Consider the following 16,112-nt stretch of genomic DNA (forward strand, 5'->3'; position numbering starts at 1 on the left):
GTCTTTATTTTATGCACTTTTGCAAACTTTTGAATAGCTTAATAGGTTAAAACTTTGGTTCCTTTTGCGGTTAAAAAAAATTAGTCAGACTTATTATGAAAATAAAAATGCCCTGAATATTCAGAGCATTTTATTATAAATTGTTTACAAGAATTTAAAATACTAATTCCCAAATACTTGATTTTCCTGTTCTAAAACTCTGATAAAAGTGGTTCGCTTTGAAAGTTCCTTTAGTTGAGAAGCACCAACATAAGTACAAGTAGAACGAACGCCACCTAAGATATCTTTCACCGTTTCTGAAACAGCTCCTTTATAAGATACTTTCACCGTTTTTCCTTCAGAAGCGCGATATTCTGCCACGCCACCAGCATGTTTGTCCATAGCAGTTTGGGAACTCATTCCGTAAAAAAGGCGATATTTTTTTCCGTTTTCTTCTACGATTTCGCCACCGCTTTCATCATGTCCAGCGAACATTCCGCCTAACATTACGAAATCTGCACCGCCGCCAAAAGCTTTCGCAACATCTCCCGGAATTTTACAACCACCGTCGGAAATAATATGTCCGCCCAATCCGTGAGCAGCATCTGCACATTCGATAATCGCAGAAAGTTGCGGATAACCAACGCCAGTTTTTATTCTAGTCGTACAAACCGAACCTGGACCAATTCCAACTTTTACCATATCTGCACCTGATAAAATGAGCTCTTCAACCATTTCTCCTGTAACCACATTTCCCGCAATAATGGTTTTGTCTGGAAAATTCTTGCGCATCTTTCTTACGAATCCTACAAAATGTTCGGAATAACCGTTGGCAACATCAATACATAGAAAATTAATTTTAGGATGTGCATCTACAATCTGCTGAACTTTTTTCTCATCACCATTTCCAATTCCAGTGCTTAATGCGATATAATCATAAATTGAATCTGGCTGATTTTTAAGAAAATCTGACCATTCTTCAATTGTATAATGTTTATGAATTGCAGTGATTATTTTGTCTTTCGAAAGTGCTTCCGCCATTTCAAAAGTTCCCACCGTATCCATATTGGCGGCAATAATCGGAACTCCGGTCCATTTTTTCTGAGAATTTCTGAACGTAAAAGTTCTTTCTAAACTAACCTGAGAACGGGATTTTAAGGTAGAACGTTTCGGACGAATCATAACGTCTTTAAATCCTAATTTAAGTTCGGTTTCTATGCGCATTTTTTAAATTTAAAAATTAAACAAAGGAAAAGAGTGGAAGAATGAGTAAGAATATTACTCCAAAATATTTCGAAGGGTTTGCAAATGTTCATGAGCCGTCAAATCAAATTTCACAGGAACAATCGAAATATAACCATCAGTAAGTGCGGTTTCATCGGCATCGTGACCATCATCCATATTATTAAAAAAGCCAGTTAACCAATAATATTTTTTACCGTGTGGATTAATTCTCTCGTCGAAATTTTCTTCCCATTTGGCATTGGCTTGTCGGCAAACCTTTATGCCTTTAATTTCGTCTTTCTTCAATTTCGGAATATTGACATTCAGAACAATTCCTTTAGGCAAAGGATTTTCTAAAACTTTCTTTACGATATTCTGAATGTGTTCTTTAGCTTGCGAAAAATCGGCGTCCCAAGAAAAGTCGAGTAAAGAGAAGCCAATTGCTTGTAAACCTTCTACACCCGCTTCTACAGCAGCACTCATCGTTCCGGAATAAATCACATTAATGGAAGAATTAGCGCCATGGTTAATTCCTGAAACCACGATATCAGGTCTTCTGGTCAAGATTTTATCCAAAGCAAATTTCACACAATCTACTGGCGTTCCACTTAATGAATAATCTTTTTGTGGACCTTCTAAATTAATTTCTTCAAATGTTAAAGTAGAATCAATCGTAATTGCATGACCTTTTCCAGATTGTGGAGAATTGGGAGCAACAACGATTACTTCGCCAATTTCATTCATAAAGTTGATCAAATTTCTAATTCCCGGCGCTGTAATTCCGTCGTCATTGGTGACTAATATTAATGGTTTTTTCATTGAGTTGATATGATTTTAGACAAAAATAATTCTTTAAAAAGACATTCGGAGTATTCTTGTTAAAGTTTAATAATTTTTTAGCATTGATAAAAATAAAAGGGAAGTTAAGGGTCGAATAGTATTTTTATTATTAATAAGGAATAGATTCCACAACTACCTGAAATTTGCACTATTTTTGCGAGTTGTTTAAGACGTCAATTTTAAACGATTTTTGACTGCCATTATTTATGAAATATTTTAGAATTTTTTTTCTATCCCTTATATTAACTTCTGCTTTTTCATTTTCTCAAGTTAGAGAAACCGATATCGATGAAGTGCAAATTAGCGCCTCTAAGAAATTAAAAAAGAAAGATAACCCTGCTTATAAGATTTTGCAGGAGGTTTGGAAGCGTAAAAAAAGCAATGGACTTTCTCAATTTGAAGATTATCAGTTTGAGGAATACGAAAAGATAGAGCTAGATCTTTCTAATCTGGATTCTACTTTTACCAAGAAAAAGATCTTCAACAAAGTTGACTTTATTTTTAAATACGCAGATACTCTGGATCAACCCAATCAACTGTCTTTGCCTGTTTATTTTAATGAAACCCTTTATAAAAACTTCGGCAGAAACAGACCTGCCAAAAAAGAAAAGCGCGAGATTATCGCGAATAAATCTTCGGGTCTTACGAGCAGTGATGCGATGGCCAATACGGCGAAGAACCTTTATAAAGAAATCGATATCTACGATAACGTCCTTAATTTTTTCAATATTGGATTTACGAGCCCGATTGCTACTGATGGTTTCTCAGCCTATGATTACGAACTTTTAGGAGAAGAAAGCATTGATGGGAATGATTGTTATCGAATTAAATACGCACCAAAAAGAAAAGACGTTCTGTCGATGTACGGCGTGCTTTATATTTCAAAGGACAATTACGCAGTCGTACGCGCGACTTTAAAATCGACTAAAAGCATCAATGTTAATTTTGTAAACGGTTTTTACTACGATTTAGAGTTTGACAATCCGAGTGATTCTATCTTTTTACCAAAGAAAAATTATCAGGAAATTCAAATGTCGATTTTTGGTAAGAAGGAAAAATCGAAAAGTATTGTGGCGAAGAAAACGGTGATTTTTTCAGATTATCTTTTTGATCAAAATTTAAGCGATGAAGTTTTTGATAAAAAAGTCACGTCTTTAACTGATTCAGAATTTATCAAAGATGACGCTTATTGGAAAGAGAATAGGAAAGAAGAATTGTCCAAAACAGAAGCAAATGTTTATACGATGATGGATGAACTGCATGATGTTCCTCAGTTTAAAAAAGCGGTCAAGATATACGAAGTGGTTTCCTCAGGATATTACAATGCTTTTAAAGCCATCGATTTTGGTGATATTTATTCAATTGTAGGCTTTAATGATGTAGAAGGTTTTCGTTTGAGAGTTGGAGCAAGAACTTACTTTTCTGCGAATGACAGTTGGCGTGCGGCTTTTTATACTGCTTATGGATTTAAAGATCATCAGCTAAAATACGGATTGGAGTATAGAAAAATGTTTAACCGCGACAATCGATTTACTTTGGGAGTTGGAACGCGCAGGGATATTTTACAATTGGGAGCACAACTTACCGGAGACGAAGGAATTATGACGCGCTCTTTTGCCTCCTCGGGTGTTTTGAGTTCAGGTGATAATTTTTATTTAAGTTCCGTGAATCAGGTGAGTGGTTTTGCGGCAATCGATCCATTTAAAAATTTCACGGTAAGATTAGATGCAACTCATCAAACTACAAAGTCAGCATTACCAGATAAGTTTTCTTTAGATTTTTATAAAAACGGTCAGATTTTTTCTGAACTGAATGATTCGAAATTGGTGATGAGTGTAACTGCCAGACCGGGAGCTGTTTTCTCACAATATGGTGTCGACCGTTATGAACACAGTACTTTAGCGCCAACGATCATGTTGAAATATACGCAAGGATTAGAAGGCGTTTTGGGATCAGATTTTAATTATAGCAAACTGCAACTGTATTATTTTCAACCGATCCTTTTAAAAAGCTTTGGAAGATTATTACTGAATGTAGAAGCTGGAAAAAACTTTAATAAACTGCCGCTGGCTTTGCAGAATATAATTCCGGGAAATCAGTCTTATAATTTAATGCCGAATACTTTTGCGTTATTGAATTACTATGAGTTTGTAGCGGATGAATACGTCACTTTCCAGGCAGAACATCATTTTAACGGAAAGATTTTATCTTATATTCCTTTGATCAAAAAGTTGAAATTAAGAGAAGTCGGTTTTTATAGAACTGCTTTAGGTAGTTTGATGGAACGTTCTGTAGCGATGAATGTTGGAAATCAAAATCTTTCAGCGCCAGAAAAGAAACCGTATTATGAATATGGGTTTGGGATTGAAAATATCGGTTTTGGAAACGTAAGAATTTTAAGAGTCGATTTCAACTGGCGAGGAAATTATCTGGAGAATCCTGGGGCTAAAAAGTTCGGAATTAAGTTTGGTTTTCAATATTATTTCTAGAGTAATCTTCTAATTTTTTTGCTATAACTTTGAAGGAACACAATAAAATGTTTCAAAAATCTTACTTAATTCTAAATAAGGTATTAATTTTGATACATTGAAAAATCTTGTAACAATTCAGGATTAGTTTCAACAAATTATATATTACATTATTTACCAACTATATGTTCAAAAAATTTAACCTCAATAGACTACTGCTTTTCATTCCTCTAACGAGTTTGGTGTTCTGTTTTAACACACCAAAAAATGATGACGAGAAAATGTCGACCATTATGGTCAGCGTAAAAAACACGCTCAGTTATTTGCACTATTCGCCCAAACCTATTAATGATGCTTATTCGCGAGATGTTTATAAGCAGTATTTCGAAATGGTGGATAATTCAAAAAGATATTTTCTGCAATCGGATATGGCAGAATTTGCGCAGCATTACAATAAACTTGATGATTATCTAAATCAGGGAGATTTAAGATTCTACAAATTAACCATTGATCGTTTGTATCAAAGAGTTGATGAAATCGATAAAATAACCCAGGATATTTTAAGCAAACCAATCAATTTAGATGAAGAGGAAACGCTTGTTTTAGAGCCGAAGAAAAAGAACAATCCTGCCAATCAAGCTGAACTTGCTTTAGAGTGGAAGAAATATATTAAGTATAATATTCTGCAGGAAATGGAATCTCTAACGGCGAAAGAAGAAATGCAGAAAGAGAAGAAAGATTCTGTACAGAAATTTAATTTGAAAGATACCATTAAACTTGAAATTCTAACGCCGGAAGCGAAGAGAGTTAAAGCGACCGAAGAGGTTAAAGATTTGGTAACAGATACTTTCAGAAGATTCAAGAAAAGAAATAAAATGGATTGGTTTACGGTTTATATGAATGCTTATACTGAAGTTTTCGATCCGCATACCAACTATTATTCGCCAAAAAACAAAGAAGATTTTGATACCCAATTCAAAGGAAAAATCATTGGAATTGGTGCAGTTATTCAGGAGAGAAAAGGGAATTTATATTTAGGTGAGTTAACAATTGGAGCTCCTGCCTGGAAATCAAAACAACTTACATCGGGTGATAAAATCTTAAAAGTAAGATCTAGTCCTGATCAAGATGCCGTAAGCGTAGTAGGAATGCTGGTAGATGAAGCCGTAAGATTGATTCGCGGTAAAGAAGGAACCAAAGTTGTCTTGACTGTTGAGAAGAAAGATAAATCGATCAAAGAGGTAACGATGACTCGTGAAGAAGTAGCGATCGAAGATACTTTTGCGAGAAGTATTGTAGTAAATTCTCCAGATGGTAAAAAATACGGCTTTATCAATTTGCCAAGTTTCAATGCAGATTTTGAAGATCCGAAAGGAAGAAATGCTTCTGATGACATTAAAAATGAACTGATTAAATTAAAAGCTCAGAATGTGCAGGGAATTGTTCTTGACCTTAGAAATAATGGTGGAGGAAGTTTAACTGAAGTTGGCGATATAATGGGGTTATTTATGAACGCTGGTGCTTATGTGCAGGTTAAAGATGGCAACGGAAAAATTCAGACGCTTACCAATAAAACGAATGCCCCGGTTTGGACGGGTCCACTAGTGATTATGCAGAATGAACTTTCAGCTTCAGCGTCAGAGATTTTGGCTGGCGCAATGCAGGATTACGGTCGTGGATTAATCATCGGATCACCTCAATCTTTTGGAAAAGGTACGGTACAAACTTTTGTTGATCTGAACAGATTTTTGAATACCACTGATGATTTCGGCTCATTAAAATTGACCATTCAGAAATTCTATAGAATTTCAGGGGAATCTAACCAAAGAAAAGGAATTGTGTCTGATATTCAAATGAAAGACTTTTTCACTTATGCAGAAATCGGTGAGAGATACGATGATTATGCTTTAGCTTGGGACAAAATTCCAGCTGCAAATTATCAAAAAGTAAAATATTTTGATCTTCCACCTTTACAGAAATTAGTGGATGAAAGATTGAAAAATAATAGAACTTACCAATTGATTCAGGAATCTTCACAATGGAAAGAAAATCTGGATAAAGAGGAAACAATTTCTCTGAATCAGACTAAATTTAATGAGGTGATGAAAACCAGAAAAGCTCAAATTAAGAAGTTTAAAGGTTTAGATAAATTCAACAATGGTTTGAAATTTACCTTAAATCCAGATGAAGCGGTACGTGAAAAAACAGATGAAGCTTTCACCAAAAAAACGGAGAACTGGACTAAGAATCTTCAAAGAGATCTATACCTTCAGGAAGCAATAAGTGTCATTTCAGAAATGAAATAATTGACACAATAAATCATAATGCAACCATCGAGTTATTCGATGGTTGTTTTTTTTGCCGTTCAGTGAGTAAAATTAACCGTTCAGTAAAAAATTATTTTATTTACCTTTAATCAGGAATACATTTGTACCAATAATTAGATCATGAACAGAAAGAGTTTTATCACGATATCCTGGATTACGTTTTTTATCGGAACGGCAATTTTTGTGTTCTTTACGCCTGAAAAAACATTTCAAAGCTATCTGATCAGTATCTTTATTGCGGGCCTCTACAGCTTTACAATCGCGATTGGAAACGGAGTGGTAAATGATTATCTAAACAAGAAATATTCTTGGGTAGAAAATACCAGAAAAAGAACAGTTTTTGGAATTATAGGAACGTTGTTAGTGAACGTCGTTTTAGTCTTCTTTTGTAATTATGTGAATTTCATCATTTTTCAACATCGAGATAGTGCTGATTTCTTCTCCGGAGCGATGGGAACATCCAATTGGCTCACGATTAATGTAGCGTTGCTGATTTCCGCAATTCTACATGCAAAAGGCTTTGTAGAAGCCTGGAAAAGCTCAACTAAACAAGAAATTGTTCAACAGAAATTAATCGCTAAATCTGCAAATGCTCAGTTTGAAAGTTTAAAGAACCAACTCGACCCACATTTCCTTTTTAACTCTTTAAATGTTTTAAGTTCTTTAATTGATGAGAATCCTAATCAGGCACAACGTTTTACTTCTTCAATGTCGAAGATTTACCGTTATGTTCTGGAGCAGAAAGACAAAGAATTAGTGACCGTAGAAGAAGAAATTAATTTCGCTAAAACCTACTGCGATTTATTGAAAACAAGGTTTGAAGACAGCGTAACTTTTGACTTTAATGTTAATGAAAGAGACTTGAAATGTTATGTTGTTCCATTATCCTTACAATTGCTTTTAGAAAACTGCATCAAACATAATTTCGCAACGTCATCAAAACCGTTGCACGTTAAAATCTATTCTGAAAATGGAGTTCTCTTCATTGAGAATAATTTACAGCAAAGAGAACAGGTCAAAGAGAGCGCCGGAATTGGCCTGGCAAATATCGTTCAGCGCTATTCCTTATTAACAAAACAAAATGTTTTTATCGAAAAATCAGCAACATTTTTCAGAGTGAAAATACCAATGTTAACTCAAAAAACAACAGCAATGACAACACAACCATCACAAGAATCAATGGCTTATCAAAGAGCCGCGAAAAGAGTAGAAGAGTTGAAAGGCTTCTATAGTAATCTTATTTCTTACTGCCTTGTAATCCCTTTTTTAGCTTTTATAAACCTCTACACTTCACCTCAATATTTGTGGTTTGTGTGGCCGATGTTAGGCTGGGGATTCGGTTTATCGATGCACGCTCTCAAAGTTTATGGAATCGGTAAAAACTGGGAAGAGAAACAGATTCAGAAAATTTTAGACCGGGATCACTCAAAAAATTCGTAAAAATGGAAAATTTAACTAAGTCAGAGATTGACTATTCTCTCGCAAAAGAAAGGGTAAATCAAGTAAGAAAATTCTATGCAAGTTTGGCTGTTTTTGTCATCGTGTTAGCAATTTATAGCTTTAGAAATTATTATTTAAGAGGTGAAATTACATTTTTTAGTTTCAATAATTTCTCCGGAATATTTTGGATTTGGGGAATAATTTTAGCTGTAAAAGCAATGAAACTATTCTTCCTTAATTCCACCTGGGAAAGAAAAATGATGGATAAAGAACTCAATAAATAAAGTCATGGAAAATTTTAATCAAAATAATATCAAATATTTAGAAGCCGCAAAACGGGTAAAAAGACTTAAAGGATTTTATATTCACGCCGTCGTTTACGTTTTGGTCAACTTATTTATCGTCGCACAAAATGTAAAGTCTGGTGCTTCACTATCGAATATGGATAATTACTGGACTGCCATCTTTTGGGGTGTCGGACTTTTGGGTCATGGTATCAGCGTTTTTTTACCGAATATGATTATGGGAAAAGATTGGGAAGAGCGAAAAATCCGGGAATTAATGGATAAAAATAAGTAGCATGAATACCGCCACCAATTTAATCATGGTTCTCTGGGGATTTTCAGAAATCTATCTTCTCTTAAAAATGAGATCCGGAAGTGCTGATGCGAAAGGAAAAGATAAGAAGTCGCTTTCCAGGCTTTGGCTGGTGATCGGCTTCAGTATTTTTTTCGGAATTTTTATTGCCAAGTCTACCTATTTTCCTTTTTACCAAAGTCAGTTAATACAATTGATCGGTTTGGTGTTTTTGTTCTTAGGTGTAATTTTACGGTTGATCGTTATCAATAATCTGGGGAAATATTTCACAGTAGATGTAACCATTAAAAAGGATCATCAGTTAAAAACCGACGGCTTTTATAAATATGTGCGGCATCCTTCCTATGCTTTTTCGTTGCTTACTTTTCTTGGTTTAGCGATTGTTTTAAACAATTACATTTCGGCTGTCATTGTTTTTGTTCCTGTATTTCTAATGTTTCTGTACCGAATTAAAATTGAAGAACAGGTTCTAACAGAACAGTTTGGACAAGATTATTCTGATTATATGAAGAAAACCAAAAGACTTATTCCATTTATTTATTAATTTTAGAAGATGATAAAAACACTCATCATTGAAGATGAAAAACCGGCCGCCCGTAAACTCGAACGATTACTGAGTTTATTCAGTGATTTAGAATTAGTTGCAGTCATTCATTCCGTAGAAGAAGGGATTGATTGGTTTCAGAATAATCCACATCCGGATTTAATTTTTTCTGATATAGTCTTAGGCGACGGCTTATCATTTGACATTTTCGAAAAAGTGCCGACCAAGAGTTTTATGATTTATACCACAGCTTTTGATCAGTATACTTTGAAGGCCTTTAAGCTGAATTCTATCGACTATCTTTTGAAACCAATTATGGAAGAAGATCTGCAAAAAGCAATCAATAAATTTAAAAGTTTCTTACCTTCTGAATCATCTTATAACACCTTGGAAATTAAATCTTTAATTAAAGAAGAGAAACAAAAATTATCTCGTATTTTAGTTAAAATTGGGTACAATTTAAAGATTGTTCAAACCGATGAGGTTTCATGTTTTTACAGCGAAAATAAAATCGTTTATCTTCAAACAAAAGAAAGAAATTATCCCACCGATTTTACTTTAGACGAACTGCAGGAAGTTCTCGATGATAAAAAGTTTTTCCGGGTGAACCGGCAGTTTATCATTAATTCTAATTTTATTAAAAACATTCATACTTCACCTTATTACAAAGTCGGAATGGAGTTTCAACCGGAAGAAGAAATTACGGTGAGTCGCGATCGTGTGAAAGATTTCAAAGACTGGTTATCTAACTAAACTATTTTTATGAACTGGATTTTACTGGCTGAGATTGTTTATGTAATGATCATAATCGCGGTTTTACTTCGGATTATTTATGATACCCAAACGGTCACGAAAACCCTTGCCTATTTGCTTTTGGTCATTTTTGTACCACTGATCGGTATTTTTATTTATTTCTCTTTTGGCATCAATTACCGGAAGAACAAATTGTACAATAAAAAGATTGTTCAAGATCAACAACAGGAGGATCAGGTGCTGGCAAAACTGGAATCCTATAATCTCAAAAACCTGGAAGGGGTTAAGGAAGATAATCATTTTGCGGGATTAATGAAGATGATTTATCAAACAGACCGAAGTCCCTTAACAACGAATAATTCTGCAGAACTTTTAATTAATGGCGAAGAAAAATTTCCCGCAGTTTTAGAGGCTTTGAGAAATGCAAAACATCATATTCACATTGAATATTATATTTATGAAGATGATGAAATCGGACGGGCTATTGAACAGATTCTGATTGAAAAAGCCAGGAGTGGAGTAGAAGTTCGTTTTATTTATGATGACTTCGGAAGTGCTTCCATCCGGAAAACATTGGCAAAAAGATTGCGGGAAAATGGCGTGAAAGCGTTTCCGTTTTACAGAATTAAACTCATCAAGTTGGCGAGCCGCCTAAATTACAGAAATCACCGAAAAATCATCGTGATCGACGGACGCATTTCGTTCATCGGTGGAATCAACATTAGCGACAAATACAGCAATGCTTCAAAAGGAAATAAATTGTATTGGCGCGACACCCATTTGAAGTTAGAAGGCGATGCAAATGCAATTCTACAGCATATTTTTATTGGCGACTGGAATTATTGTTCCGATGAAAAACTAACCATTGACGAATTGTATTTTCCGAAACCTGAGCAGAATTTGGAGCATACCAAAAATGTTCAGATCGTTTCCAGCGGTCCCGATTCTGACCGACCTTCGATTTATTACGCGATCGTAAAAGCGATACAGTCGGCAAAAAAAGAAATTTTCCTTACGACACCTTATTTTATTCCGGGAGAAACGATTATTGATGCGATGAAAATGGCGTCACTTTCCGGTGTAAATGTTAAACTATTAGTTCCCGGAATTTCAGATTCGTTTATGGTTAATGCCGCCGCAAAATCCTATTATACGATCCTTTTAAGAGCGGGCGTTCAAATATATCTGTACCAAAAAGGATTCGTTCATGCCAAAACTTTGGTTGCTGATCGATGTCTGGCCATGGTTGGGACTGCCAATTTAGATTACCGGAGTTTTGATTTGAATTTTGAAGTAAATGCCGTCGTTTATGATGAAGAACTGGCGGGCGAACTTACAGATAATTTCGAAAAAGATCTTCTTGATTCTGAGCAGATTGATATTGAATCGTGGCTCAATCGTCCAAAACATATCCAACTCATCGAAAAAATAGCACGACTGATGTCACCGATGTTGTAGAAGTTTTTTCTTTCTAAAACAAAAAATACCTTTCAGAATTCCTGAAAGGTATTTTTAAATTGATAGGGAATAATATTTTAAATTCGTTCTGCAACCAATTCTTCTTCGTCTGTCACTTCATAAAGATAGCGTTCCTTGGTATCATTCAGTTCATCCATCCATTCCGTATGATGCACTGCTGCCTTGGTTCCGGTAACAACACTTTGGTACGTTTTGTCGCGATAAGTCAGGATACATTCCTCTTTATCTTTCAGCCATTCTTTAAACATCACTGCTACCTGATCTACATTAAAATGCGGGTAGTCGGAAAGTGAAAGCAAATCTTTAATATAAGCCGTTTGAAAATCAACATGTTCTTCGCCCGTTTCTGCCTGCTCATTTTTCTCTAACCATTGATCGATATCAAGTCGTCTTTCGGCCGGCGTTGGAAGTTCTAATCTGCCCATCATATAATCTCTTGCAACCCAAGCCTGCGTATCAAACATGTTAAAGGTATAATACTGATCCTGCATTCCTAAATAAATTAACTGAGGCAAGTCATTAAAGAAAACTCCCTTATAAAGGTGATCCGGATATAAATTATTTTTGGTTTTCAAACGCATCTCATCCGGCAAGAACGGGAATTTATGTTGGTAACCGGTACACATAATTACGGCGTCGAACTTCTCGGTTGTTCCATCTTTAAAGAAAGCGGTATCATCTTCAAATCGCGTTACCAAAGGAACTTCCTTCATTCCCTCCGGCCATTCAATTCCGATTTGATTGCTTCTGTAACTTAAGGTCACCGATTTTGCACCGTGTTTATAACATTGAACTCCAATATCTTCTGCAGAATAACTGCTGCCGATAAGCAAAACATTTCGGTCGATAAATTGGTCCGCTCCTCTAAAGTCATGCGCGTGCATTACCGTTCCCGGGAAATTTTCAATCCCTTTAAAGTAAGGCATATTCGGTGTCGAAAAATGTCCTGAAGCAACCACTAAGAAATCGAATTCTTCGGAATAAGTTTTATCAATTTTTAAATCATCCAGAATGACAGTGAATTTTTTCGTTTCCTCATCGAAACTTACCCATCGAGCCGTGGTATTGAAACGGATGTACTCCCGGGCATTACTTTTTTTAATCCTTCCCTGAATATAATCGAATAAAACCGGACGCGGCGGATAAGAAGAAATCGGCTTTTTAAAATGTTCGTCAAATGAATAGTCAGCAAATTCTAAACATTCTTTCGGACCGTTGGACCACAAGTATTTATACATACTTCCGTGCAATGGTTCACCATATTTTCCCACACCAGTTCGCCAGGAATAATTCCACATTCCGCCCCAGTTATCCTGCTTTTCAAAACAGACGATTTCAGGCATCGCAAAACCTTGAGATTTCAAGGCTTCAAAAGCACGAATTTGCGCTAGACCACTTGGTCCGGCACCGATAATACCAACACGTTTATTTTTTAAAATATTTTTATTACTCATAATATTTGTTTTTTTAAAATTGAAATTGGAACACTTTATAAGAAAGCATTCTACATTAATAATAGCTTGTAAAAATTTCTGCAGAAAGCAGAGGTAGAGTTCAATACTCTAAAGAGAAATTAATGACAAAAAGAATTGACTTATTAATTTCCGGGGGAATTTTTAATGTAAGCAAGAACTGGAATATAAGGAATTTTTTGTGGAATTCCTAATTTTCAGATGAAAAACACGTAAATCAATATTGAATTAATGAAAAAACAGGTCAGTTTTTGATAATAGTTTAAGGATTTTCAATCGGGTAAATCTACCTGTTGCGTTAGGATAGCCAACAGAATTAGAAAATATTTTCTTTCTAAAAAACAAAATTTAAAAGTAAACCAAAATCGTAAAGTCGTTTTACAGAGAAATTTCAGCCTGCCAATATTCAAAAGTCTTTTGTTCTCCCGTATCTAAAGTAAAATCAAAGGAAGTTTTAATGGTTTCCGAAATTGAAAACTCAACTTCTTTCTTAAATAAACCGCCGGCGTAAGATAAAGTATGATACTCACCATTTTCTCCGCAAACATCGATATTCTCAGGAAATGAGTTGATTAAATTTTGGTCTAAATCTTTTCCAATATAAGTTTCATCTAATAGATCGGCTTGCGTAACAATGATTTTTGATTTAATTCCTGATCTTAAAAAATCATAGATAACTTCCTGAGAGGTTTTTTCCCAGAGCGGTTCTACAACTTCAATTCCCAAAGGATTCAGTTTGCTTTCCCGATATGCCTTTACGTCGGACAAAAAGATGTCACCAAAAATAAAATGCTTCACGCCTTGTTCTTTAAAATGCTGAACCGCTTCACTCATTTTCTCCTCGTAATTTTTCAACATTGTAGAAGATGTGACCGCGTATAAAGGGATGCCAATACTTTCTGCCTGTCTTTCTAATATTTCCAAAGGAATAGAATGCATGGAAGATTTTGCGGTTTCTTCGTTCATCGTGGTCAGTAAAGCAATGACTTCAAATTCCTTTTCTTCCAGAACTTTCTGAAGTGCTAAAGCAGAATCTTTTCCGCCACTCCAGTTGAATACTGCTTTTTTCATTGAGGAGATAAATTTTCAAGATTTTTGGTTCCGCCGGCTTCGATTATTGTTTTGTTGAGCATTTGGTATTTTTGACAATAAAATATTTAGAAATAAACTTTCTCCACGCTAAAAACTTAATTGCTTTCTAAAATCTTTGCTGAGAACGTTATGCAATATTGTAGAAACCTTTTTAGCCTAAGTAACTTTTTTGGGCGTATAATGCTAATTTCTGTTTTTCAGTTTTTGGCTCTTTATCTTCTGGTTTCTGTATTAGAAATGTTTTTTGTTTTTCGATGTTAGATTCAGCTATTTCAATTTGTCGTGTTGAATCGTAGAAACTAATATCTAACTTTGAAATTTCATCGAAGAATTTGATTGTTTCTAAGCAGTTTGATCTTATCCACTTTTTGTGTGTAGCCTCGTAGACAAGTATCCACTTGTTACTTAATAAACCATTATTATCGAAATCCAATTTTAAAGTAGTAGTTCTAATTCGCCCACTGATTAATTTTTCTTTGTTTAAATCGAGAATAACTAATGTGGAAATTACGTCAGAGGAATCAATAATTTGCTGTGCTATTTGATTACTAATTTTAATTCTGAAGCTGCGAGCTATCCACAAACTCCATACAACTTCAAAATGATGTCCTTTATAAATATGTTGATTTAATAAAGATTTTAAAGTTGATTCTAGTTTTTGTAAATCTACCTTGGTTTTATTTTGTAAAAGTATTTGTAATATATCTGGAAGAATTGCACCTTCCGATAATGCTAGTGAATAAGTTAGTGATTCAAAAATATCCCAGTTGACCTCTTTAATTTTTATACGTTTAAATATTTTAATACCGTATTTAATTACAGAATCTTTTGGAAATTTTCTAGACAAATCGATGAGTAAATTATAAAAGTTTGTCAAATCTTTCCTTTGGACTTTTGGATATTCGCGAATACTTAAATTTGTTAATTGTAATTGCCAAGTATTTTCAAATTGAAATGGCGCTTGATTAATTTGCGTTTTTTCTTCATTTATGTTTAAATTTAAATCTCCTAAAATTCGCTGTAAATGTTTTAAAGCTTTTTCAGCATCTGATTTATTATAAAAAAAGAAGTGGCAGTCATCAACAAATCTATAACCTTTAATAAATATTTTATCTTTATCAAGGACTTTCAAAAACTCTTCATCAATATGACATCCTATAAGTTCAGCAATGATTCGAGATGTATCAGTTCCAATAACAATTCCATTTGTTTGCCCATTTTGAGTATTTCTTATTGATTCATCTATTAAGTTTCCGAAATGTGAGTTGCCTTGATTTTTTTTAGCAAAAGCTTTTGTATGAACAGACCAAGGAATTGAGTGAGTATATAATGATGGATAATATTTTGAAATATCAGATTTTAGCTCAAAAAATGTATCGAAAGATGCTTTAAGTGATTTTTCTTTGAATTCATTATATTTTGAAAATTGTTTTATAGCTCTATTACCGTTTAAATCTAATTCTGGGGTACTTGCAGATAATTTGCTTGAGTTATATTTTTGTTGAATTTCATTCCAGTTCTTGCATATCGCATTCGAAAGAATAAATTGGTGGTAAGGATTTGGAATACCATTGTGTCTTCTATGTAGTCCAACTTTCGGAATTGAATATTTTACAAAATCGGAATTAGGAATTTGATTTTTTTCCGCCTTTGTTAGTTTACTAATAATTTTATTTACTTTATTGAACTCTTTTCCAAAGTTACTGGAAACAAAAGGAGGCGGAAGTTCTTCAGAAAAATAGCCCTTATTTAGCAAATCTTTTATTTTCATATGAAATCGTTTTATGCGAAGTTTGTTAACGTTTCTCGGCTTAGCGATGTAGCGGATAAGGAATCCGAAACTTTCTACTATCACTTAACTTCATAGAAAGCAAAAACCTTCCATTTAGCGCAAAAC

General features: G+C 34.4%; 13 protein-coding genes. 8 read left to right on the top strand and 5 right to left on the bottom strand.

All coding sequences use genetic code 11. The annotated features are described in order from the left end of the window. Positions 1–162 precede the first annotated feature (162 nt). Positions 163–1,203: a GMP reductase gene (locus Q73A0000_RS12620; RefSeq protein WP_193811286.1), complete on the bottom strand. Its 1,041-nt coding sequence runs from the start codon at positions 1,201–1,203 to the stop codon at positions 163–165. A gap of 54 nt (positions 1,204–1,257) precedes the next feature. Beyond that, positions 1,258–2,022, bottom strand: coding sequence for a 5'/3'-nucleotidase SurE (gene surE, locus Q73A0000_RS12625; RefSeq protein WP_193811287.1), 765 nt, complete (start codon positions 2,020–2,022; stop codon positions 1,258–1,260). 227 nt (positions 2,023–2,249) lie between these two features. Between surE and Q73A0000_RS12630 the strand changes: the two genes are divergently transcribed. The 8 genes from Q73A0000_RS12630 to cls all read left to right on the top strand — a co-directional run bounded on the left by Q73A0000_RS12630 (position 2,250) and on the right by cls (position 11,630). Beyond that, positions 2,250–4,532, top strand: a complete 2,283-nt coding sequence (locus Q73A0000_RS12630; RefSeq protein ID WP_193811288.1) for a DUF5686 family protein — start codon at positions 2,250–2,252, stop codon at positions 4,530–4,532. Between the two features lie 164 nt (positions 4,533–4,696). Continuing rightward, entirely contained in the window at positions 4,697–6,817 is a 2,121-nt protein-coding gene (locus tag Q73A0000_RS12635; protein ID WP_193811289.1) for a carboxy terminal-processing peptidase, read from the top strand. 141 nt (positions 6,818–6,958) lie between these two features. Beyond that, entirely contained in the window at positions 6,959–8,278 is a 1,320-nt protein-coding gene (locus Q73A0000_RS12640) for a 2TM domain-containing protein (protein ID WP_193811290.1), read from the top strand. A gap of 2 nt (positions 8,279–8,280) precedes the next feature. Beyond that, positions 8,281–8,562, top strand: coding sequence for a 2TM domain-containing protein (locus tag Q73A0000_RS12645; protein ID WP_193811291.1), 282 nt, complete (start codon positions 8,281–8,283; stop codon positions 8,560–8,562). A gap of 4 nt (positions 8,563–8,566) precedes the next feature. Continuing rightward, positions 8,567–8,857 carry a 2TM domain-containing protein gene (locus Q73A0000_RS12650; RefSeq protein WP_193811292.1) on the top strand — a complete coding sequence of 97 codons (291 nt, stop codon included), beginning with the start codon at positions 8,567–8,569 and terminating at the stop codon, positions 8,855–8,857. Between the two features lies 1 nt (position 8,858). After that, positions 8,859–9,419 carry a methyltransferase family protein gene (locus Q73A0000_RS12655; protein WP_244140742.1) on the top strand — a complete coding sequence of 187 codons (561 nt, stop codon included), beginning with the start codon at positions 8,859–8,861 and terminating at the stop codon, positions 9,417–9,419. A 9-nt stretch (positions 9,420–9,428) separates the two neighbouring features. Then, a complete protein-coding gene (locus Q73A0000_RS12660) occupies positions 9,429–10,172 on the top strand; it encodes a LytR/AlgR family response regulator transcription factor (protein ID WP_193811293.1) in 744 nt (247 codons plus the stop codon). A 9-nt stretch (positions 10,173–10,181) separates the two neighbouring features. After that, complete coding sequence (cls, locus tag Q73A0000_RS12665; RefSeq protein WP_193811294.1) at positions 10,182–11,630, top strand: cardiolipin synthase; 1,449 nt, start codon at positions 10,182–10,184, stop codon at positions 11,628–11,630. Between the two features lie 77 nt (positions 11,631–11,707). Here the strand turns inward: cls and Q73A0000_RS12670 are convergent, their stop codons facing one another. From Q73A0000_RS12670 to Q73A0000_RS12680, 3 genes are all read right to left on the bottom strand, one after another. Then, positions 11,708–13,105 carry a flavin-containing monooxygenase gene (locus Q73A0000_RS12670; RefSeq protein ID WP_193811295.1) on the bottom strand — a complete coding sequence of 466 codons (1,398 nt, stop codon included), beginning with the start codon at positions 13,103–13,105 and terminating at the stop codon, positions 11,708–11,710. A 396-nt stretch (positions 13,106–13,501) separates the two neighbouring features. After that, complete coding sequence (locus tag Q73A0000_RS12675; RefSeq protein ID WP_193811296.1) at positions 13,502–14,194, bottom strand: diphthine--ammonia ligase; 693 nt, start codon at positions 14,192–14,194, stop codon at positions 13,502–13,504. 172 nt (positions 14,195–14,366) lie between these two features. Further along, positions 14,367–15,986 carry an RNA-directed DNA polymerase gene (locus tag Q73A0000_RS12680; protein ID WP_193811297.1) on the bottom strand — a complete coding sequence of 540 codons (1,620 nt, stop codon included), beginning with the start codon at positions 15,984–15,986 and terminating at the stop codon, positions 14,367–14,369. Positions 15,987–16,112 lie beyond the last annotated feature (126 nt).

This window comes from Kaistella flava (ex Peng et al. 2021) (assembly GCF_015191005.1).
GTDB lineage: Bacteria > Bacteroidota > Bacteroidia > Flavobacteriales > Weeksellaceae > Kaistella > Kaistella flava.

Bases quoted from the DNA above. Each gene is read 5' to 3' on its own strand.
- Q73A0000_RS12620 (WP_193811286.1), bottom strand. From the start codon at position 1,203: ATGCGCATAGAAACCGAACTTAAATTAGGATTTAAAGACGTTATGATT.
- surE (WP_193811287.1), bottom strand. From the start codon at position 2,022: ATGAAAAAACCATTAATATTAGTCACCAATGACGACGGAATTACAGCG.
- Q73A0000_RS12630 (WP_193811288.1), top strand. From the start codon at position 2,250: ATGAAATATTTTAGAATTTTTTTTCTATCCCTTATATTAACTTCTGCT.
- Q73A0000_RS12635 (WP_193811289.1), top strand. From the start codon at position 4,697: ATGTTCAAAAAATTTAACCTCAATAGACTACTGCTTTTCATTCCTCTA.
- Q73A0000_RS12640 (WP_193811290.1), top strand. From the start codon at position 6,959: ATGAACAGAAAGAGTTTTATCACGATATCCTGGATTACGTTTTTTATC.
- Q73A0000_RS12645 (WP_193811291.1), top strand. From the start codon at position 8,281: ATGGAAAATTTAACTAAGTCAGAGATTGACTATTCTCTCGCAAAAGAA.
- Q73A0000_RS12650 (WP_193811292.1), top strand. From the start codon at position 8,567: ATGGAAAATTTTAATCAAAATAATATCAAATATTTAGAAGCCGCAAAA.
- Q73A0000_RS12655 (WP_244140742.1), top strand. From the start codon at position 8,859: ATGAATACCGCCACCAATTTAATCATGGTTCTCTGGGGATTTTCAGAA.
- Q73A0000_RS12660 (WP_193811293.1), top strand. From the start codon at position 9,429: ATGATAAAAACACTCATCATTGAAGATGAAAAACCGGCCGCCCGTAAA.
- cls (WP_193811294.1), top strand. From the start codon at position 10,182: ATGAACTGGATTTTACTGGCTGAGATTGTTTATGTAATGATCATAATC.
- Q73A0000_RS12670 (WP_193811295.1), bottom strand. From the start codon at position 13,105: ATGAGTAATAAAAATATTTTAAAAAATAAACGTGTTGGTATTATCGGT.
- Q73A0000_RS12675 (WP_193811296.1), bottom strand. From the start codon at position 14,194: ATGAAAAAAGCAGTATTCAACTGGAGTGGCGGAAAAGATTCTGCTTTA.
- Q73A0000_RS12680 (WP_193811297.1), bottom strand. From the start codon at position 15,986: ATGAAAATAAAAGATTTGCTAAATAAGGGCTATTTTTCTGAAGAACTT.